Source organism: Blastococcus haudaquaticus (assembly GCF_900230285.1).
GTDB lineage: Bacteria > Actinomycetota > Actinomycetes > Mycobacteriales > Geodermatophilaceae > Blastococcus_B > Blastococcus_B haudaquaticus.
This window is the reverse complement of sequence record NZ_OCNK01000001.1, coordinates 1-19721: the sequence shown is the minus strand read 5'-3', so window position 1 is coordinate 19721 and position 19721 is coordinate 1. Positions and strand designations below refer to the sequence as shown.

At 73.2% G+C, this 19721-nt stretch carries 21 protein-coding genes and 1 pseudogene; 21 read left to right on the top strand and 1 reads right to left on the bottom strand.

The features are described 5' to 3' along the window. Position 1 precedes the first annotated feature (1 nt). The 13 genes and pseudogenes from rimP (at position 2) to larE (ending at position 10536) form a co-directional block, all read left to right on the top strand. Complete coding sequence (rimP, locus tag CRP30_RS00100; protein WP_097181966.1) at positions 2 to 682, top strand: ribosome maturation factor RimP; 681 nt, start codon at positions 2 to 4, stop codon at positions 680 to 682. Further along, positions 679 to 1797: a transcription termination factor NusA gene (nusA, locus tag CRP30_RS00095; protein ID WP_097181965.1), complete on the top strand. Its 1119-nt coding sequence runs from the start codon at positions 679 to 681 to the stop codon at positions 1795 to 1797. The genes rimP and nusA overlap by 4 nt, the downstream gene beginning before the upstream one ends. Before the next feature lie 8 nt (positions 1798 to 1805). Then, complete coding sequence (locus CRP30_RS00090; protein WP_097181964.1) at positions 1806 to 2111, top strand: YlxR family protein; 306 nt, start codon at positions 1806 to 1808, stop codon at positions 2109 to 2111. A 177-nt stretch (positions 2112 to 2288) separates the two neighbouring features. Next, positions 2289 to 2432: pseudogene (locus CRP30_RS23170) on the top strand (translation initiation factor IF-2 N-terminal domain-containing protein); the annotation flags it as partial. Between the two features lie 301 nt (positions 2433 to 2733). Further along, on the top strand, positions 2734 to 3036 hold the full coding sequence (locus CRP30_RS22885) for a hypothetical protein (RefSeq protein ID WP_235003224.1): 303 nt from the start codon (positions 2734 to 2736) through the stop codon (positions 3034 to 3036). A 344-nt stretch (positions 3037 to 3380) separates the two neighbouring features. Continuing rightward, positions 3381 to 5216, top strand: coding sequence for a translation initiation factor IF-2 (infB, locus tag CRP30_RS22880; RefSeq protein WP_235003211.1), 1836 nt, complete (start codon positions 3381 to 3383; stop codon positions 5214 to 5216). 85 nt (positions 5217 to 5301) lie between these two features. Continuing rightward, positions 5302 to 5595 carry a DUF503 domain-containing protein gene (locus CRP30_RS00080; protein WP_097181962.1) on the top strand — a complete coding sequence of 98 codons (294 nt, stop codon included), beginning with the start codon at positions 5302 to 5304 and terminating at the stop codon, positions 5593 to 5595. A gap of 102 nt (positions 5596 to 5697) precedes the next feature. Next, entirely contained in the window at positions 5698 to 6219 is a 522-nt protein-coding gene (gene rbfA / locus CRP30_RS00075) for a 30S ribosome-binding factor RbfA (protein ID WP_097181961.1), read from the top strand. Next, complete coding sequence (locus CRP30_RS00070; protein WP_097181960.1) at positions 6216 to 6458, top strand: hypothetical protein; 243 nt, start codon at positions 6216 to 6218, stop codon at positions 6456 to 6458. The genes rbfA and CRP30_RS00070 overlap by 4 nt, the downstream gene beginning before the upstream one ends. A 6-nt stretch (positions 6459 to 6464) precedes the next feature. After that, positions 6465 to 7472: a DHH family phosphoesterase gene (locus CRP30_RS00065; protein WP_097181959.1), complete on the top strand. Its 1008-nt coding sequence runs from the start codon at positions 6465 to 6467 to the stop codon at positions 7470 to 7472. A 13-nt stretch (positions 7473 to 7485) separates the two neighbouring features. Next, positions 7486 to 8769 carry an MATE family efflux transporter gene (locus CRP30_RS00060; protein WP_097181958.1) on the top strand — a complete coding sequence of 428 codons (1284 nt, stop codon included), beginning with the start codon at positions 7486 to 7488 and terminating at the stop codon, positions 8767 to 8769. Continuing rightward, positions 8766 to 9683: a tRNA pseudouridine(55) synthase TruB gene (truB, locus tag CRP30_RS00055; protein WP_235003073.1), complete on the top strand. Its 918-nt coding sequence runs from the start codon at positions 8766 to 8768 to the stop codon at positions 9681 to 9683. The genes CRP30_RS00060 and truB overlap by 4 nt, the downstream gene beginning before the upstream one ends. A 13-nt stretch (positions 9684 to 9696) precedes the next feature. Next, complete coding sequence (gene larE / locus CRP30_RS00050) at positions 9697 to 10536, top strand: ATP-dependent sacrificial sulfur transferase LarE (protein WP_097181956.1); 840 nt, start codon at positions 9697 to 9699, stop codon at positions 10534 to 10536. Here the strand turns inward: larE and larB are convergent. Beyond that, positions 10527 to 11201, bottom strand: coding sequence for a nickel pincer cofactor biosynthesis protein LarB (larB, locus tag CRP30_RS00045; protein WP_097181955.1), 675 nt, complete (start codon positions 11199 to 11201; stop codon positions 10527 to 10529). The genes larE and larB overlap by 10 nt on opposite strands. A 63-nt stretch (positions 11202 to 11264) precedes the next feature. Between larB and CRP30_RS00040 the strand changes: the two genes are divergently transcribed. The 8 genes from CRP30_RS00040 to dapB all read left to right on the top strand — a co-directional run bounded on the left by CRP30_RS00040 (position 11265) and on the right by dapB (position 19439). Further along, entirely contained in the window at positions 11265 to 11603 is a 339-nt protein-coding gene (locus CRP30_RS00040; RefSeq protein WP_097181954.1) for an antibiotic biosynthesis monooxygenase family protein, read from the top strand. A gap of 93 nt (positions 11604 to 11696) precedes the next feature. After that, positions 11697 to 12836 carry a branched-chain amino acid aminotransferase gene (locus tag CRP30_RS00035; RefSeq protein WP_200814479.1) on the top strand — a complete coding sequence of 380 codons (1140 nt, stop codon included), beginning with the start codon at positions 11697 to 11699 and terminating at the stop codon, positions 12834 to 12836. Between the two features lie 16 nt (positions 12837 to 12852). Continuing rightward, the gene (locus tag CRP30_RS00030; RefSeq protein ID WP_097181953.1) at positions 12853 to 13824 is read left to right on the top strand and encodes a bifunctional riboflavin kinase/FAD synthetase; all 972 of its coding nucleotides are present in this window, start codon (positions 12853 to 12855) and stop codon (positions 13822 to 13824) included. Positions 13825 to 13974: 150 nt separating this feature from the next. Next, positions 13975 to 14244, top strand: coding sequence for a 30S ribosomal protein S15 (gene rpsO, locus CRP30_RS00025; protein ID WP_097181952.1), 270 nt, complete (start codon positions 13975 to 13977; stop codon positions 14242 to 14244). Positions 14245 to 14549: 305 nt separating this feature from the next. Continuing rightward, entirely contained in the window at positions 14550 to 16811 is a 2262-nt protein-coding gene (locus tag CRP30_RS00020) for a polyribonucleotide nucleotidyltransferase (RefSeq protein WP_200814478.1), read from the top strand. 62 nt (positions 16812 to 16873) lie between these two features. Then, positions 16874 to 18169: a M16 family metallopeptidase gene (locus CRP30_RS00015; RefSeq protein ID WP_235003072.1), complete on the top strand. Its 1296-nt coding sequence runs from the start codon at positions 16874 to 16876 to the stop codon at positions 18167 to 18169. Between the two features lie 64 nt (positions 18170 to 18233). Beyond that, positions 18234 to 18587, top strand: a complete 354-nt coding sequence (locus CRP30_RS00010) for a VanZ family protein (RefSeq protein ID WP_097181950.1) — start codon at positions 18234 to 18236, stop codon at positions 18585 to 18587. 45 nt (positions 18588 to 18632) lie between these two features. After that, the gene (gene dapB / locus CRP30_RS00005; RefSeq protein ID WP_200814477.1) at positions 18633 to 19439 is read left to right on the top strand and encodes a 4-hydroxy-tetrahydrodipicolinate reductase; all 807 of its coding nucleotides are present in this window, start codon (positions 18633 to 18635) and stop codon (positions 19437 to 19439) included. Positions 19440 to 19721 lie beyond the last annotated feature (282 nt).

Genomic DNA, 19721 nt, shown 5'->3' with positions numbered 1-19721 from the left:
CGTGCCCACCTCTCACGGCACCCCGCGCACCGATCCGGCGACCGCTCGGCTGGCGGGCTGGATCGAGCCCGCCGTCGCCGGAGCCGGATACGACCTGGAGGAGCTGGTGGTCACCCCCGCCGGACGGCGCAGCGTCGTCCGGGTCGTCGTCGACCGCGACCAGGGAGTGACGCTCGACGACATCGCCGAGGTGAGCCGCGCCGTCTCCGACGTGCTCGATCGCAACGACGACGGAATGGGGCGGACGCCCTACGTGCTGGAGGTGACGAGCCCGGGTGTGGACCGGCCGCTCACCGAGCAGCGGCACTGGCGGCGCAACACCGGCCGGCTGGTGACCGTCAGGGTCGGGCCGTCGGGCAGCGCCCAGGAGGTCACCGGCCGGGTGACCGCGGTGGACGGCTCCGGCGTGACGCTCGCCGTCGAGGCGCAGGGCAAGCCGGGAGCCAAGAAGCGACCGCCCACCCCGCGCACCGTGCCCTGGTCCGAGCTGGGCAACGGACGGGTGCAGGTGGAGTTCGGCCGGCCCGGAAGTGCTGAGGACGACCTGATCGACGACGACCTGACCGACGACGACCTGACCGACGACGACCTGACCGACGACGAGGAACTGATCGACGACCCGGACACCGACGACACCGTCGGGCCGGGCAGCGCGCCCCGGGCGCGAGGAGGAGCACAGTGAACATCGACGTCACCGCGCTCAAGGCGGTCGAGCGGGAGAAGGGCATCCCCGCCGACACGGTGATCGAGGCCATCGAGACGGCGCTGGTGACCGCCTACCGGCACGCCGACGGCGCGGCCAAGCACGTGCGGGTGCACGTCGACCGCAAGAGCGGCGAGGTCGCCGTGCTCGCCCAGGAGCTGGGCCCGGACGGCGACGTCGTCCGCGAGTGGGACGACACCCCGACCGACTTCGGCCGGATCGCGGCCAGCACCGCCAAGCAGGTCATCGTCCAGCGGCTGCGCGACGCCGAGCACGAGCAGACCTTCGGCGAGTACGCCGGCAAGGAGGGCGACATCGTCAGCGGCATCGTGCAGGCGCACGACCGTCGCAACGTCCAGGGCACCGTGCTCATCGACATCGGCAAGGTGGAGGCGGTCCTCCCGCAGGCCGAGCAGGTACCCCACGAGGAGTACACGCACGGCAGCCGGATCAAGGCGTACGTGGTGTCGGTCGCCCGCACCTTCCGCGGGCCGCAGGTCACCGTCTCGCGCACGCACCCGAACCTCGTCCGCAAGCTGTTCGCCCTCGAGGTCCCCGAGATCGCCGACGGCAGCGTCGAGATCGTCGCCGTCGCCCGCGAGGCGGGCCACCGGTCGAAGATCGCCGTCCGGACCAAGGTCCCGGGACTGAACGCGAAGGGTTCCTGCATCGGGCCGATGGGCCAGCGCGTGCGCAACGTCATGAGCGAGCTGCACGGCGAGAAGATCGACATCGTCGACTGGTCGGACGACCCGGCCACGTTCGTCGCCTCGGCGCTGAGCCCGGCGCGGGTGAACAGTGCGCGGGTCGTCGACCCCCAGGCCAAGGCCGTCCGGGTGATCGTGCCGGACTTCCAGCTGTCGCTGGCGATCGGCAAGGAGGGCCAGAACGCCCGGCTCGCGGCCCGGCTGACCGGGTGCCGCATCGACATCCGGAGCGACGCCCAGCCCGACGACGACGACGCGACTCCCTCGCCCGGGGTGGGGCGCCCGCCGCTGCGCTCCGGCGCTCCCGCGGGGCAGACGGGTGGCCGACCGTCCTCCCACCGCCCCCCGCCACGACGCGCGGAACATCCCGGCTCCGCCACGCGCTAGAGTGCGGGGTGGCCGAAACGTCGGAACCGGTGCGCACATGTGTGGGCTGCCGGCAACGCGCTCCGGTCAGCGATCTGTTGCGTGTCGTCGTCCGTTCCGGGGCCCTGGTCCCGGATCCGCGGCGGCGGCTCCCCGGACGGGGGGCCTCGGTGCACCCCACCCCGGGGTGCCTGCACGCAGCGGAGCGACGCCGGGCCTTCACCCGGGCACTGCGCCTCCCCGGAGGCAGCCCGCTGGAGGCCGGTCCGCTCCGGGACCACGTCCTCGGCTCCTCCTCGGAGGCCGCCGGAGCACGGACCCGGGCGGGCGAGTGAGTGCGGCAGCTGCCGCGCCCACCCTCTCCAGCAGTTCCAGATCGGATCGGCACCAGGCCGGTCCGCATGTCGACAGGACATCGTCGGATGACTCAGCCGTGAAGTTCTCACGATGACCATGCGCCACTAACGACGAGGTCGAGCGGGCAAGCCGCCGGCCTCACAAAGAGGAGACCCGTGCCAGGCAAAGCCCGCGTACACGAACTCGCCAAGGAGTTCGGTGTCGACAGCAAGACCGTGCTCGCCAAGCTCAAGGAGCAGGGCGAGTTCGTGAAGTCCGCGTCCTCCACCGTCGAGGCCCCCGTGGCCCGTCGGCTCCGTGAGGCGCTGGGCAGCAGCACCGGCGGCGGTAACGGCTCGGCGGCCCCCCGGCCTGCCGCGCGTCCCGGCCCCCCTGCCCCCGCTGCCCCCGCTCCCGTCGCGCCGGTTGCGGCTGCACCGTCGGCTCCGGCCGCACCTGCTGCCCCCGCCGCCCCGGTGGCCCGACCGGCCGCGCCCGCTCCGGGCCCGCGTCCGGCCGCACCCGCTCCGCAGGCTCCTGCAGCGAGTGCCCCGACCCAGCAGCCGGCCGCTCCGCGTCCGGCCGCGCCCCGTCCGGCCCCGGCCGGCGGGTCCGCACCGGGTGGCGCAGGTCCGCGTCCCGGCCCGCGTCCCGCACCGCGTCCGGGCAACAACCCCTTCAGCTCCCCGCGGCCGGCCGCGCCGCCCGCTGCCGCGCCCGGTGCCGGGCCTGCTGCTGGTCCCGGTGCCGGTCCCCGGCCGGGTCCGGCTGCCCCCGGCGCGCGCCCTGCGCCCGGCGCACCGCGTCCGGCTGCCGGTCCGGGCGGTCCCCGCCCCGGTCCTGGTGGTCCGCGTCCCGGTCCCGGCGCCGGCGGTCCCCGCCCGGCTGCGGGCCCCGGCGGGCCTCGCCCCAACCCGGGGATGATGCCGCAGCGCCCGTCGCCGGGCATGATGCCCGGCCGGCCCGCCGGTGGCGGCCGTCCCGGTGGCGGCCCCGGTGGTCCCGGTGGTCGTTCCGGTGGTCCCGGTGGCGGCGGTGGCCGTCCGGGTGGTCCCGGTGGCGGCGGCGGCTTCCGTCCCGGTGGCGGCGGCGGTGCCCCCGGCGCCGGCGCGCCCGCCGGTGGTGGCTTCCGTGGTGGCGGCGGTGGCCGCGGTCGCGGCCGTGGTGGCTCGGGTGCCGGTACCGCCGGCGCCTTCGGCCGTCCCGGTGGTCGTGGTCCGGTCCGTGGCCGCAAGAGCAAGAAGCAGCGGCGTCAGGAATTCGACTCGATGGCGGCGCCCAGCATGGGTGGCGTCTCGCTGCCCCGCGGCAACGGGCAGACCGTCCGACTGCCTCGTGGCGCCTCGCTGACCGACCTGGCCGAGCGGATCAACGCCGAGCCGGCCGCGCTGGTCACCGCCCTGTTCCACCTGGGCGAGATGATCACCGCGACGCAGTCGGTCAACGACGAGACGCTGCAGCTGCTCGGCGCCGAGATCGGCTGGGTCATCCAGGTCGTCAGCCCCGAGGACGAGGACCGCGAGCTCCTCGAGACCTTCGACCTCACCTTCGGTGACGAAGAGGGCGACGAGGACGACTGGTCGTCCCGTCCGCCGGTGGTGACCGTCATGGGTCACGTCGACCACGGAAAGACGAAGCTGCTGGACGCGCTGCGGCACACGAACGTCGTGTCGCGCGAGGCCGGCGGCATCACCCAGCACATCGGCGCGTACCAGATCGTCACCGAGCTGGAGCACAACGAGCGGCCGATCACCTTCATCGACACCCCGGGCCACGAGTCGTTCACCGCGATGCGTGCCCGTGGCGCGAAGGTCACCGACATCGTCGTGCTGGTCGTCGCGGCCGACGACGGCGTCATGCCGCAGACGGTCGAGGCGCTCAACCACGCCCAGGCCGCCGAGGTGCCGATCGTGGTCGCGGTCAACAAGATCGACAAGGAGGGGGCCAACCCCGCCAAGATCCGTCAGCAGCTCACCGAGTACGGCCTGGTTGCCGAGGAGTACGGCGGCGACACGATGTTCGTCGACGTCTCCGCGATCAACCGCCAGGGTCTCGACGACCTGCTCACGGCGATCCTGCTGACGGCGGACGCCTCGCTGGACCTGCGCGCGAACACCGAGCAGGACCCGCAGGGCGTCGTCATCGAGGGCAAGCTGGACAAGGGCCGGGGCCCCGTCGCCACGGTGCTCGTCCAGCGCGGCACGCTGCGCCAGGGCGACTCGATCGTGGCCGGCGACGCCTACGGTCGCGTCCGGTCGCTGCTCGACGAGCACGGCAACAAGCTCAAGGAAGCCCTGCCCGCACGTCCGGTCCAGGTCGTCGGTCTGACGTCCGTCCCGCGTGCCGGCGACACCTTCCTCGTCGTCGAGGAGGACCGGGTGGCCCGGCAGATCGCCGACCGCCGCCAGGCCCGCATCCGCAACGCGCAGAACGCCTCCATGCGCAAGCGGATCAGCCTCGAGGACCTCGACGCCGCGCTCAAGGAGACCCGTCAGCTCAACCTGATCATCAAGGGCGACAACTCGGGCACCGTCGAGGCGCTCGAAGAGGCGCTGATGAAGATCGAGGTCGACGACGACATCTCGCTGCGGGTCATCCACCGCGGCGTCGGTGGGATCACCAAGAGCGACATCGACCTGGCGCTGGCCGACGACGTCATCGTCCTGGGCTTCAACGTCCGGGCCGAGGGTCAGGCCACCGAGCTGGCCAACCGCGAAGGGGTGGACGTCCGGTACTACACGGTCATCTACCAGGCCATCGACGAGATCGAGGCCGCCCTCAAGGGGATGCTCAAGCCGGAGTACGAGGAGGTCCAGCTCGGCACGGCGGAGGTCCGCGAGGTCTTCCGGGTGCCGAAGATCGGCAACGTCGCCGGTTCGCTGGTCCGCAGCGGCACGATCGTCCGCAACTCGAAGGCGCGGCTCGTGCGTGACGGGGCCGTGGTCGCCGACAACCTGACGGTGGAGTCGCTCCGCCGGTTCAAGGACGACGCGACCGAGGTCCGCGAGGGTTACGAGTGCGGTATCGGTCTGGGGTCGTTCAACGACATCAAGATCGACGACGTGATCCAGACCTTCGAGATGCGCGAGATCCCGCGCACCTGAGAAAGGACCCCCTTGCCCCCCACCACTCGCACGCTCGTGGCGGGTCCCTGCAAGGGGGCCGTTCCAGCCGGTCGGCGGTGAGCAGTTGTTCACCGGAACTCTCACCGCCGACCTGCTGCTGGGCGACGTCCACTCGCTCAAGGAGAAGCGCTCCGTGGTGCGGCCGATCGTGGCCGAGCTGCGGCGCCGCTTCGCCGTGACGGCGGCCGAGGTGGGCGACCAGGACCTGCACCGCCGCGCGCAGCTCGGCGTCGCCATCGTCGCGGGGGACACCGGTCAGGTGACCGACGTCCTCGATGCGTGCGAGCGGTTGCTGGCCGAGCGGCCGGAGGTGACGCTGCTGTCGACGCATCGCCAGCTGTTCAGCGACACCGACTAAGGACCCCGTCGCCCCCCACCGCTCGCGAGCTCGCGGTGGGCCCCTGCGACGGGGCCGTCCCTACCCACCCACGATGTCACGTGGCAGTTCCCAGGAGGACCGATGGCTGATCCGGCCCGCGCCCGCAAGCTGGCGGTGCGCATCCGTCAGATCGTCTCCGCTGCGATCGAGACGCAGATCAAGGACCCCCGCCTGGGCATGGTGACCGTCACCGACGCCCGGGTCACCGGCGACCTCCGCGAGGCGACGGTGTTCTACACCGTCTACGGCGACGAGACGCAGATCGCCGACTCCGCGGCCGCGCTCACCAGCGCCACCGGCGTGCTGCGCTCCACGGTCGGCAAGCAGACCGGCATCAAGTTCGTGCCGACGCTCACCTTCATCGCCGACATCGTCCCCGACACCGCGCGCGAGCTCGAAGAGGCGCTGGAGCGTGCCCGGCACGCGGACGCCGAGCTCGCCCGCGCTCGCGAGGGCGCCAAGTACGCCGGCGAGGCCGACCCCTACAGGAAGCCGGCCGAGGACGACGAGGACGACGACGACACGGTCGGGCCGGACACTGCCGATGACAGTGTCGACGATCCCGCCACCACCAGGAGTGCCGGAATGCGAGCGACCCAGTGAGCGAGAACGACCCGGATCCGCACGAGCCCGACGAGGGTCAGGGGAGGTCGGTGCTGGGCGGCCAGGAGGTCCCCGGCGCCGGGGACCCCACCGACGGCGGCAAGCACGGCCAGCTGGGCGACGCCCCCAGCATCACCGCCGACGAGCCCGAGGACGGTTCGACGTACCCGGTCGGCGGCGGCTCGGTCACCGAGGAGCGCAACGCTCCTCCGGTCGCCGATCCCGGACCGGACGCCTGAACGGCGATGTCGCTCACCTCCGCCCGCGCGGCGGACGCCCCGCTGCGCACCGCCGCCTCGGTGCTGGCCGAGGCGGCGGACACCCGCGCCACCGTCGTCCTGTCCGGGCACGTGCAGCCCGATGCGGACGCTCTCGGCAGCACGCTGGCCCTCGCCGAGGGGCTTCGGCGTCAGGGTGCCCGCGTCCTGGTCACGTTCCCCGGCCCCTTCACCCTCCCGGCCTCCCTCGGCTGGCTGCCGGGTGCCGAAGGGCTGGTGCCGTCGACCGCCGTCCCGTCCTCGCCGGACGTCTTCGTCAGCCTCGACGCCGCATCGCCCGCTCGCCTCGGTGAGCTCGCCGTCCTCCTGGACGCCGCAGGCACGTCGGTCGTCGTCGACCACCATGCGAGCAACCCCGGGTTCGGGGACGTCCAGCTCGTCGACGGCGGCGCCCCCGCCACGGTGACGCTGGTAGCCGGGCTGCTCGACGAACTGGGCGTCGCGCTGGACCGACGGCTGGCCACCTGCCTGTACGCCGGGCTGGCCGCCGACACCGGGTCCTTCCGATTCGGCAACACCCGTCCGGAGACCCACGAGCTCGCCGCCCGGCTCCTGGCCACGGGCATCGACCACTCCGACATCAGCCGGCGGCTGTTCGACACCGCGCCCTTCGGCTGGCTGGGGCTGCTCTCCGTCGTCACCGGGCGCGCGGTCCTCGAGCCCGACGTGGGGGCCGGCCTGGTCTGGACGTATTCGAGCACCGCCGAGGCGGGCGAGCACGGGCTGCCCGGTGAGCAGCTCGAGGCGCTCGTCGACGTCGTGCGGTCCACCGAGGAGGCCGACGTGGCCTGCGTGCTCAAGGGCCAGGACGACGGTTCGTGGTCGGTGTCCCTGCGGTCGCGGGGCGCCACGGACGTCGCCCGGGTGGCGATGGCGCTCGGCGGGGGCGGGCACGTCCTCGCCGCCGGCTACAGCTCCCACCTCGACCGGGAGAAGACCATCGAGGCCCTCCGCATGGAGTTGCGCGCTGCCTAGTCCGACCCCGTCGGTGCTCTCGCTCGCCGTCCCCGCGCTCGTGGTGCTGGCGGCCGAGCCGCTCTACCTGCTCGTCGACACAGCTGTCGTCGGCAACCTGGGGACGGTGCCCCTCGGTGGGCTCGCCGTCGGCGGTGGCCTGCTCGCCTGGGCAGCGGCGCTGCTCAACTTCCTGGCCTACGGCACCACCGCCCGGGCCGCGCGTCGCGCCGGGGCCGGCGACCGGGACGGTGCGGTTGCCGAGGGCGTCCAGGCCACCTGGCTCGCGCTGGCCCTCGGGCTCGGCGTCCTCGTCCTGTTCCAGGTGCTCGCGGGACCGTTGACCCGGCTGCTCGCCGGGAGCCCGGGCGCGGTCGCCGAGGCGGGGGAGCAGTGGCTGCGGGTCGCGAGCCTCGGTGCCCCGCTGCTGCTGGTCTCGCTGGCCGGCAACGGCTGGATGCGGGGCGTCCAGGAACTCCGGCGGCCGGTGCGGTACGTGCTGGCCGGGAGCCTGCTGAGCCTCGTGCTCTGCCCGCTGCTCGTGCACCCGGCGGGCCTCGGGCTGGTGGGCTCCGCCGTCGCCAACGTCCTCGGGCAGACGCTCACGGCCGGCCTCTTCGTCCGGGCGCTGACCCGGGAGGGTGTCGGCTGGCGCCCCCGGCCGGCGGCTCTCCGCATCCAGCTGGTCATCGGGCGCGACCTGTTGCTGCGCGCGGCGGTGCTGCAGGTGTCCTTCCTCGTCGCCGCCGGGGTGGCTGCCCGCGCCGGCACCGCGTCCCTGGGCGCCCACCAGATCGCGCTGCAACTCTTCTTCTTCCTCGCCCTGGTGCTCGACGCCTACGCCATCGCCGCCCAGACCCTCGTCGGTCACGCACTCGGCGGCGGCCGTCCGGCCGACGCCCGCGCGACGGCGTCCCGCGTCGTGCTGTGGGGGCTGGGCACCGGGGTCCTGGTGGGGGCGGCACTCCTCGCGTCGCGCGACGTGATGCTCCCGCTCTTCACCGACGACCCCGCCGTCCTGCAGCAGGCGGAGATCGTGTGGTGGTTCCTCGCCCTCATGCAGCCACTGGCCGGGGTCGTCTTCGCCCTCGACGGGGTCCTCATGGGCGCCGGGGACGTCGGCTACCTGCGCACGGTGACCATCGGGTCGGCGGTCGTGGGGTTCCTGCCCCTCTCGTTGCTGGCCGGTCCGCTCGGCTGGGGTCTCGCGGGCATCTGGACCGGCCTCTGCCTGTTCATCGCCCTCCGCCTCGTCGGCGTGCTGGTCCGGGTGGCGGGTGACAGATGGCTCAGCGCGCCTGCGACTGTGGGTACGTGAGCCCTCGCAAGCCCGACGCCGACGTCCCGCCCGGTCTGCTCCTCGTCGACAAGGCCGGTGGCATGACGTCCCACGACGTCGTCGCCCGGGCCCGCCGGGTCCTGTCGGTCCGCAAGGTGGGCCACGCCGGCACCCTGGACCCGATGGCCACCGGCCTCCTGGTGCTCGGCGTCGGCGCGGCGACCCGGCTGCTCGGGTACGTGGGCGGCCACGACAAGACCTACGAGGCCACGATCCGCTTCGGGCAGAGCACCGTCACCGACGACCGCGAGGGCGAGGTCCTCGCCACCGCCTCGACCGCGCACCTGGACGACGACGCGATCGGCGCGGCCCTGTCCGCCCAGACCGGACCGCTGCAGCAGGTGCCCTCGTCGGTGAGCGCGGTCAAGGTCGACGGCCGCCGCTCCTACGACCGGGTGCGGGCCGGCGAGGACGTCGAGCTCGCCGCTCGATCGGTGACCGTGCACCGGCTCGACGTCCACCGGATCGAGCGGCCGACCCCGGATCTCGTCGACGTGGACGTGACCGTCTCCTGCACTGCCGGCACCTACATCCGGGCCATCGCCCGCGACGCGGGGGCCGCGCTGGGCGTCGGCGGGCACCTCACGGCCCTGCGGCGCACGGCGTCCGGACCGTTCTCCGTGGACCGCGCGGCTCCGGTCGAGGAGGCGGGCGCCGCGCTCGCCGCCGGTGGTGGCGACGGCTTCCTGCCTCTCCCCCTGGCCGCGACGACCGTGTTCCCGACACGGGCGGTGACGGAGGAGGAGGCACGGGCGATCGGCTACGGCCAGCGGATCCCGGCCACCGGGGCGGCCGACCTGCACGCGGCCATCGATCCGGAGGGACGGCTCGTCGCGCTCCTGGAGGACGCCGGCACCAGCGCGCGCGTGGCCGTCGGCTTCCCCGCCGCGTGAGAGCCTGCCGTCCGTGAGCACCCTCGACGAGCGTCTCGCGGCCCTGGACGCCGAGCTGGCCGACCTCCCCGGCGTGCTGGTCGCGTTCTCCGGGGGAGTGGACTCCGGCGTCGTCCTGGCGGCGGCGGTGCGGTCGCTCGGCCCCGACCGGGTGGTCGCCGCGACGGCGGTGTCCCCGAGCCTGCCGGCCGCCGAGCGCGCCGGCGCCGTGGCGTTCGCGGAATCCCTGGGCGTGCGCCACGAGCTGCCGCGCACCGACGAGCTCGCCCGTGAGGGCTACCGCGCGAACGCGGGGGACCGGTGCGCGTTCTGCAAGGCGGAACTGGTCGACGTCCTCACCCCGCTGGCCGCGCAGCTGGGAATCGCCGACGTCGTCACCGGGACGAACGCGGACGACCTGCGCGCGGGGTTCCGGCCGGGGATCCGGGCGGCCGCCGAGCGCGGCGCCTGGGCGCCGCTGGCGCGTGCGGGCATGACCAAGGACGACGTCCGGGCCGCCGCCCGCCGCTGGCGGCTGCCCCTGGCGGACAAGCCGGCCGCCGCCTGCCTGGCCAGCCGGATCGCCTACGGCGTGCCGGTCTCCGCCGAGGGCCTGGCTCGCGTCGAGCACGCGGAGGCTCAGCTGCGACGGGTTCTCGCGGACGCCGGCCTCGCGGTGCGGGACCTGCGCGTGCGGGACCTCGGGGACGACGCCGCCCGGGTGGAGGTCGACGCCGCGCTGGTCCCCGCACTCACCGCGCGCGACGACCTGCTCGCCGTCGTCACCGGCTTCCGCCGGGTGGAGGTCGATCCGCGCGGCTTCCGGTCGGGATCGATGAACGAGCTCCTGCCCGATCCCGTTCGCTACCGCTGAGCGGACCTCGAGATCCGCGCGGCGGCCACGCCCGCGCCGAAGCCGTTGTCGATGTTGACCACGAGCACTCCCGGCGCGCAGGCCGTCAGCATCGTGAGCAGCGCGGCCAGCCCCTCGAAGGCCGCGCCGTACCCGACCGAGGTGGGCACGGCGACGACGAGCCGGTCGGTCAGCCCGGCGACGACGCTGGGCAGCGCCCCGTCCATGCCGGCCACGACGACGACCGCGTCGGCGGCCGCGATCCGCGGAGCCACGGCGAGCACCCGGTGCACGCCCGCGACACCGACGTCGTCGACCCGCGTGCAGCCGACCCCGGACGCCGCCAGCGTCGCGGCGACCTCCGCCGCCACCCGGCCGTCCGACGTGCCGGCGGTGAGGACCAGCACGTCCCCGACCGGGGAGGGCAGCTCGCCGACGAAGGCGCACCGGGCCTCGGCGTCGACGACCGCGTCCGGCCACCGCTCGCGGACGGCCGCCGCGGTGTCGTCGTCCACCCGGGTGGCCCACGCCAGACCGGCCCCGCCGTCGAGCAGCGCCGCGAGGCAGCCGACGGTCTGCGCGGGCGTCTTGCCGGCGGCGTAGACCACCTCGGGCGTGCCGGTGCGCTCGGCCCGGTCCAGATCGAGCCGGGCGAAGCCCAGGTCGGCGGTGCGCTGTGTGTCCACCTCCCCAGCATGCGCGATCGTCCCGCGCGATTGGGCGCGGCCCGGGTCGGGAAGAGTCGAGCGATGAGCATCGTCAAGATCAACGCGGTCACGGTCCCCAAGGACAAGCAGGAGCGGTTCGAGGAGCGCTTCCGCGGGCGTGCGGGAGCCGTGGAGACCACCCCCGGGTTCGAGTGGTTCGAGCTGCTGCGCCCCGTGGAGGGCACCGACCAGTACCTCGTCTACACGCGGTGGACCACCGTCGAGGACTACGAGGCGTGGCAGTCGAGCCAGGACTTCGACCGGGCCCACGACGGGGGTGGCGACACCCTGGCGTCGGCCGCTCCGCACTCCGCCCACGTGTGGACCTACGAGGTGCTCGAGTACGCGGGCCCGAAGGCCAACCAGGCCGGCCAGGCCTGAGCGCCCATGGCGCCCGCCCGTGGCGGGGATAGTGTGGCGGGCGTCCCGGTGGACGCCGGGACGCCCGAACACGCGCACTCGCAGGTGGGAGCCATGACCGACACGCTCGCCGACAGCCGTACCTCCTCGCGGATGTTCACCGAGAGCGTGCCGCTCGTGGTGGAGGACGTGACGCGTCGCCCGGCCGCCGAGCGCGCCGCGATGCTGGCCGACCCCGGCTTCGGCCGGTACTTCACCGACAGCATGTTCGTGGCGCGCTACCAGGCGGGGAAGGGCTGGTACGACGCCCGGCTGACCACCTACGGCCCGCTCCCGATGGACCCGTCGACCGCGGCGCTGCACTACGCGCAGTCGATCTTCGAGGGGCTCAAGGCCTACGCCCAGCCCGACGGGAGCGTGGCGACGTTCCGCCCGGAGGCCAACGCCGCACGATTCGCCCGCGGGGCCAAGCGGCTGGCGATGCCGCCGGTCCCCGAGGACTCCTTCATCGCAGCCGTCGACGCGCTCGTCGACGCCGACCGCGACTGGGTGCCCACCGGTCCCGACCAGACCCTCTACCTCCGGCCCTACATGCTGGCCAGCGAGCCGTTCCTGGGGGTGCGGCCCGCGTCGGAGTACCTGTTCCTGGTCATCGCCAGCCCGGCCGGCGCCTACTTCCCGCGGGGCGTCCACCCGGTGTCGGTCTACCTGTCCGAGGACTACATCCGCGCCGCCCCCGGCGGGACCGGTGACGTCAAGTGCGCCGGGAACTACGCCGCCAGCCTGCTCGCCCAGGAGCAGGCGATCGCCGCCGGCTGCGACCAGGTCGTCTGGCTGGACGCGTTCGAGAAGCGCTACGTCGAGGAGATGGGCGGGATGAACCTGTTCTTCGTCCTCGGCTCCGGGGACGACGCCGAGCTGGTCACCCCTGAGCTCACCGGCACCCTGCTCCCCGGCATCACCCGCGACTCGCTCATCGAGGTCGCCCGGGCGACCGGTCACCGGGTCACCGAGCGCAAGTTCTCCGTGGACGAGTGGCGGCAGGGCGTGGCCGACGGCTCCGTCACCGAGACGTTCGCCTGCGGCACCGCGGCGGTCATCACCCCGGTCGGCGAGGTGAAGGCGCGCACCGGCGACTTCGTCGTCGGCGACGGGACCCCGGGACCGCTCACGATGACGCTGCGCGAGTCGCTCCTGGACATCCAGCACGGGCGGGTGGCCGACACCCGCGGCTGGCTGCACCGGATCGCCTGAGCGCGGCCGACGAGCCGTGCTGCGCTGGCGGGGGCTGGAGGCGACCCCGGGTGATCTCGGCCGCACCGTGGTCACGGTGGGCATGTACGACGGCGTCCACCGAGGGCACCAGAAGCTGATCGGGACCGCCGTCGACCGGGCGCGGGCGATGCGCCGCCCGTGCCTGCTCCTCACCTTCGACCCGCACCCGGCCGAGGTCGTCCGGCCCGGGTCGCACCCGGCGATCCTCACCTCGATGGATCGGAAGGCCGAGCTGGTGGCCGGGCTCGGGGTCGACGCGATGTGCGTGCTGCCGTTCACCCAGGAGTTCATGCGGCTCTCCCCGGAGTCCTTCACCCACACGGTGCTGGTCGAGCACCTGCACGCCGCCGAGGTGGTCGTGGGGGAGAACTTCACCTACGGGCACCGCGCCTCGGGCACGGTGGCGACGCTGCGCACCGAGGGCCGCCGCTTCGGCTTCGCCGTCGAAGGAGTGGCGCTCGCCGAGGACGCCTCCGACGACGGCGAGGTGACCATCTCCTCGACCTACATCCGCGCGTGCGTCGCGGCGGGGGACATGGTGTCGGCGGCCCGGGCGCTGGGCCGCCCGCACCGGGTGGACGGCATCGTCGTCCGCGGCGACCGCCGGGGACGCGACCTGGGGTATCCGACCGCCAACGTGGAGACCCCGCCCTTCACCGCCATCCCCGCCGACGGGGTGTACGCGGGGCACCTCGTCACCCGTGACCCCCGCTCCGGCGTGAGCAGGGAGCGGTTCCCGGCCGCGATCTCGGTCGGCACCAACCCCACCTTCCAGGGCAGCCGGCGCACGGTGGAGGCCTACGTCCTCGACTACGAGGGCGACCTCTACGGCGAGCACGTGGGGGTGGAGTTCGCGCAGCGGCTGCGACCCATGGCGGCGTTCCCCGACGTCGACGCGCTCGTGGCCGCCATGGCCCAGGACGTCGCCGACACCCGCACCGTCCTCGAGATGCCCGGCGGGTCCTGAGCCGGCGCTCATCCCGCCAGGTCACTGCGGCAACCGGCCCCCGGAACGACGCTGGTAGCCTGGGAATCCGCCGGGGTGACCCGGCGTGTGTGCAGCCTGCCCCCGTGATTCAAACCGGGGGCCACACGTGACCCGCCCCGGAGGCGATCCATGGCGCTCGAGAGCGCAGTCAAGAAGCAGATCATGACCGAGTACGCCACGGTCGAGAACGACACCGGTTCGCCCGAGGTCCAGGTCGCGATGCTGACCAAGCGGATCAGCGACCTCACCGAGCACCTCAAGATGCACAAGCACGACCACCACAGCCGGCGGGGTCTGCTCCTGCTGGTCGGTCGTCGTCGCCGCCTGCTGAACTACCTGGCCAAGACCGACATCAACCGCTACCGCTCGCTCATCGAGCGGCTGGGTCTGCGCCGCTAGCACGACGAGGGGGCCGCTCCGGGATCATCCCGGGACGGTCCCCTTCCTCGTGCGGCACCCGCCGCACGAGGAGAACCGGCCCGCCGCCGGACGCGTCCCCGTAGGGCCGGTCCTCGGTAGTGGCCCCCGGGACGCCGCCGTACCCATGAGTGGGTCCCCCGCAGACGGGGAACGGCACGGGCCCGAGGGCTTCGATCGAGCACCGGTCGCCCCGGACGCAGGACGGCTCCGCACCAGACGAGCGGGTCGTCAGAGGAGTCGCAGGTCGGCACGAGGCCGCCGCGACGAAGAAGAGAGAAGGACACGTGTCCGCACCCACCATCACCGCAGAGTTCGACGCCGAGGACGGCGTCACGACCGCCACCGCGGTCATCGACAACGGCAGCTTCGGCAGCCGTTCGGTCACCTTCGAGACCGGCCGGCTCGCCCGTCAGGCTGCCGGCTCCGTCGTCCTCACCATGGGCGACACCATGCTGCTGTCGGCCACCACGGCCGGCCGCCAGCCCAAGGAGCAGTTCGACTTCTTCCCGCTGACCGTCGACGTCGAGGAGCGGATGTACGCCGCCGGGCGCATCCCCGGCTCGTTCTTCCGCCGTGAGGGCCGCCCGTCCGAGGACGCGATCCTCACCTGCCGCCTGATCGACCGCCCGCTGCGCCCGACCTTCGCCAAGGGTCTGCGCAACGAGGTCCAGGTCGTCATCACGGTCATGTCGCTGGACCCCCAGCACCTCTACGACGTGCTGGCGATCAACGCCGCCTCGGCGTCCACCCAGCTGTCGGGTCTGCCCTTCTCCGGCCCGGTCGGCGCCACCCGCGTCGCTCTCATCAACGGCCAGTGGGTCGGCTTCCCGACGCACACCGAGCTCGAGGACGCCGTCTTCGACATGGTCGTGGCCGGCCGCGTCCTCCCGGACGGCGACGTCGCGATCATGATGGTCGAGGCCGAGGCCACCGAGAAGACCATCGAGCTCATCGCCGGCGGCGCCACAGCGCCGACCGAGGAGGTCGTGTCGCAGGGTCTCGAGGCCGCGAAGCCCTTCATCAAGGCGCTGTGCGACGCGCAGTCGGCGATGGCGGAGAAGGCGGCCAAGCCGGTCGCCGACTTCCCGCGCTTCCTCGACTACCAGGACGACGTCTACGCCGCCGTCGAGGCCCAGCTCGGTGACAAGCTGGCGCAGGCGCAGCAGATCGCCGGCAAGCACGAGCGCGAGGACGCCACCGACGCCCTCAAGGACGAGGTCAAGGCCGCGCTGGCCGGCCAGTTCGAGGGCCGCGAGAAGGAGATCTCGGGAGCCTTCCGGGCGCTCACCAAGAAGGTCGTCCGTCAGCGGATCCTGCGCGACAAGGTCCGCATCGACGGCCGTGGCCTGACCGACATCCGCCCGCTGTCGGCCGAGGTCGAGGTCATCCCGCGCGTGCACGGCTCGGCGCTGTTCGAGCGCGGCGAGACCCAGATCCTGGGCGTCACCACGCTGAACATGCTCCGCATGGAGCAGCAGCTGGACACCCTCTCCCCGGTGACCCGCAAGCGCTACATGCACAACTACAACTTCCCGCCGTACTCCACCGGTGAGACCGGCCGCGTCGGCTCGCCCAAGCGCCGCGAGATCGGCCACGGCGCGCTCGCCGAGCGCGCTCTCGTGCCGGTGCTGCCGAACCGCGAGGAGTTCCCCTACGCGATCCGTCAGGTGTCCGAGGCCCTCGGCTCCAACGGCTCCACCTCGATGGGCTCGGTCTGCGCCTCGACGCTGGCCCTGCTCAACGCCGGTGTGCCGCTGAAGGCGCCGGTCGCCGGCATCGCCATGGGCCTGGTGTCCGACGAGGTCGACGGCAAGACCGAGTACGTCGCGCTGACCGACATCCTCGGCGCCGAGGACGCGTTCGGTGACATGGACTTCAAGGTCGCCGGCACCAAGGACTTCGTCACGGCCCTCCAGCTGGACACGAAGCTCGACGGCATCCCCTCCGACGTGCTCGCCGGTGCGCTGACCCAGGCCCGCGCGGCCCGGCTGCACATCCTCGACGTCATGGGCGAGGCCATCGACGCCCCCGACGAGATGAGCCCCTACGCCCCGCGGGTGACCACGGTGCGCATCCCGGTCGACAAGATCGGTGCGGTCATCGGCCCCAAGGGCCAGATGATCAACGCCATCCAGGACGAGACCGGCGCCGACATCACCATCGAGGACGACGGCACGATCTACGTCGGCGCCTCCGACGGCCCCTCGGCCCAGGCCGCGGTGGACCGGATCAACGCCATCGCCAACCCGACGCTGCCCAAGGTCGGCGAGCGCTTCCTCGGCACGGTCGTCAAGACCACGCCGTTCGGTGCCTTCGTCTCCCTGCTGCCCGGGCGGGACGGCCTGGTGCACATCAGCAAGCTCGGTGGCGGCAAGCGCATCGGCAAGGTCGAGGACGTCGCGAACGTCGGCGACAAGATGCAGGTGGAGATCACCGACATCGACGCCCGCGGCAAGATCAGCCTCGTGCCGGTCGCCGAGGGTGACGCCGGCGGTGCTCCGGCCGAGGCTCCGGTCGAGGCCGCTGCCGCACCCGCGGGTGAGTGATCACGCCTGACATCACGGGAACCGGGGCGGGTGCAGCTGCACCCGCCCCGGTTCCCGTCGGGGTGACCGAGCTGCTCGACCTCGACGAGGTCGGCGGCCGGGTGGAGCGCACCGAGCTGCCCGGAGGCCTGCGCGTCCTGACCGAGACGATGCCCGGCGTCCTCTCGGCGACGCTCGGCATCTGGGTCGGTGTGGGGTCGCGTGACGAGAGCCCGGCCGTGGCCGGTTCCTCGCACTTCCTCGAGCACCTGCTGTTCAAGGGGACGGCGACCCGCGGCGCGCTGGAGATCGCGACGGCCATGGACGCCGTCGGCGGTGAGATGAACGCCTTCACCGCCAAGGAGCACACCTGCTACTACGCGAACGTGCTCGCGTCCGACCTGCCGTTGGCGGTCACGCTGCTGTCGGACCTGGTGACCGAGGCCCGCAACACGGCCGAGGACCTGGAGTCCGAGCGCACCGTGGTGCTCGAGGAGATCGCCATGCGCGACGACGAGCCCTCCGACGCGGTGCACGACCTGTTCAGCGAGACCCTGTTCGGCGACACCCCGCTGGGCCGTTCGGTGCTCGGCACCGTCGAGTCGATCGAGGGGCTGACCCGCGACGACGTCGACGGCTGGTACCGCAGCCGGTACGCCGTGCCCTCGATCGTCGTGACGGCGGCCGGCCGGGTGGACCACCAGCAGGTGCTGGACCTGGTCACCGCGGCCTTCGCCGACCGGCTGTCGGGCGACGCGCGGCCGGCGCCGCTGCGCACCGGTGACGGGGTGGTCGACAAGCCGGCCCGTGCCGCCGGGCTGATCAACCGCCGGACCGAGCAGACCCATCTCCTGCTGGGCACCCCCTCCATGGGCCGCCTCGACGAGCGCCGGTACGCCGGTGCCGTGCTGGACGCCGCCGTGGGTGGCGGCATGAGCTCCCGGCTCTTCCAGGAGATCCGGGAGAAGCGTGGCCTGGTCTACAGCGTCGGGTCGGCGCTCTCGCACTACGCGGGCGCCGGTTCCTTCTCGGTCTACGCGGGGTGCTCCAAGAAGCGGGTCCCGGAGGTGCTCCGGCTGATCCGCGCCGAGCTGGACCGGGCCGCCGCCGACGGCATCACCGCCGAGGAGGTGGCCCGCAGCCGCGGTCAGCTCAAGGGCGGTCTCGTGCTCGGCCTCGAGGACACCGGGTCCCGCATGAGCCGGCTCGGCAAGAGCGAGCTCTCCTACGGCGAGTACCTGCCGGTACGGGAGGTCCTGGCGCGCCTGGACGCCGTGGACGAGACGCAGGTGCGCGAGGTGGCCGCCGAGCTGTTCAGCCAGGACACGTGCCTGGCGGTGGTCGGTCCCTACCGCGAGTCCGACCTCGACCGTCTCTGATGACGGACCTCCCCGCCCCCCACCCTTCGCACGCTCACGGCGGACCCCTGCAGGGAGGACGAGGGTGACTCAGCACGGTGCGCTGTCCCGCGCGGCGTTCGCCGTGGTCGTCCTCGTGTCGCTCGCGGTGCTGTTCGCCCCCGCGTCCGACGTGCCCAGCGCGCCACCGGGGGTCGACAAGATCGTCCATGTCGGGCTGTTCGCCGCGCTCGCCTGCTCCGGACGGTGGGCGGGGATCGGGGCAGTCGCCCTCGCCGCACTGCTGATCGGCTACGCCGTCGTCAGCGAGCTCGTGCAGGGCCTGTCCCCGCTGGCACGGAGCGCCTCGGTGGCCGACGGCCTGGCCGACGCGGTCGGCATCGTCCTCGGCCTCCTGCTCTGGGGACTGCTCGCGCGGAGAGTGCCCACCGGGCCCTGAACCCGGCGGCTTGCGTCCAGGCCCCGCTGCGGGAAGCCTGGCGGCGTGACCACGAGCACCTCCACCCCGGACCAGCAGGACTCGCCGTCGGCAGCCCCGGAGGCGCCGCTGACCAACGTCGGGGTGCTGGGAGCCCGGGGACGCATGGGCACCGAGGTGGTGAAGGCGGTCAACGCCGCCGACGACCTCGAGCTGGTGGCCATGGTCGACGACGGCGACTGGCTGTTCGACGTCGCGAACGCCGGTGCGCAGGTGGTCGTGGACTTCACCCGGCCCGACGTGGTCATGGACAACATCCGGTTCTGCATCGACAACAACATCCACTGCGTCGTGGGGACGACAGGCTTCGACGAGGCCCGGCTGGCCACGATCGCCGAGTGGCTGCAGCCCAAGCCGGAGGTGGGCGTCGTCATCGCCCCTAACTTCGGCATCGGTGCGGTGCTGCTGATGAAGTTCGCCCAGGAGGCGGCCCGCTTCTTCCCCTCGGTGGAGGTCGTCGAGCTGCACCACCCCGACAAGGTCGATGCCCCGTCGGGAACGGCCGTCCGGACGGCCCGCCTCGTCGCGGCAGCCCGGCGGGCGGCAGGGCTGCCGGCGTCACCCGACGCGACGACCGACTCGCTGCCGGGTGCCCGCGGCGCCGACGTCGAGGGCGTGGCCGTGCACGCGGTGCGGCTCACCGGTCTCGTGGCGCACCAGGAGGTGCTCATGGGAGCGGCGGGGGAGACCCTCACCCTGCGCCACGACTCCTTCGACCGTGCCTCGTTCATGCCGGGCGTGCTGCTCGCGGTCCGGGAGATCGACCGCCGGCCGGGCCTCACCGTGGGGATCGAGTCCTTCCTCGGCCTCTGACGACGGGCGTCGCAGGGGGGGTGGGGACCCCCCGTGCACGGCCCTCAGAGGTCGTGTAGTGTTCTCCATGCGCCGCGCGGACCGGATACGGTCTGCCGGTCCAGCCCCCCGGGTGGGGAGTTGCTGGAAACCGGCGTAGTGTTGGACATCCAGCCAGCAGGGAAGCCCCGGATGGGGTGGAGTTGTTGCGCGTCCGCTCTTTGAGAACTCAACAGCGTGCCGAAAGTCAGTGCCAAGTAATACCCCGTGCCGGGGCCTTCGGGTTCTGGTTTGGGATTCCTT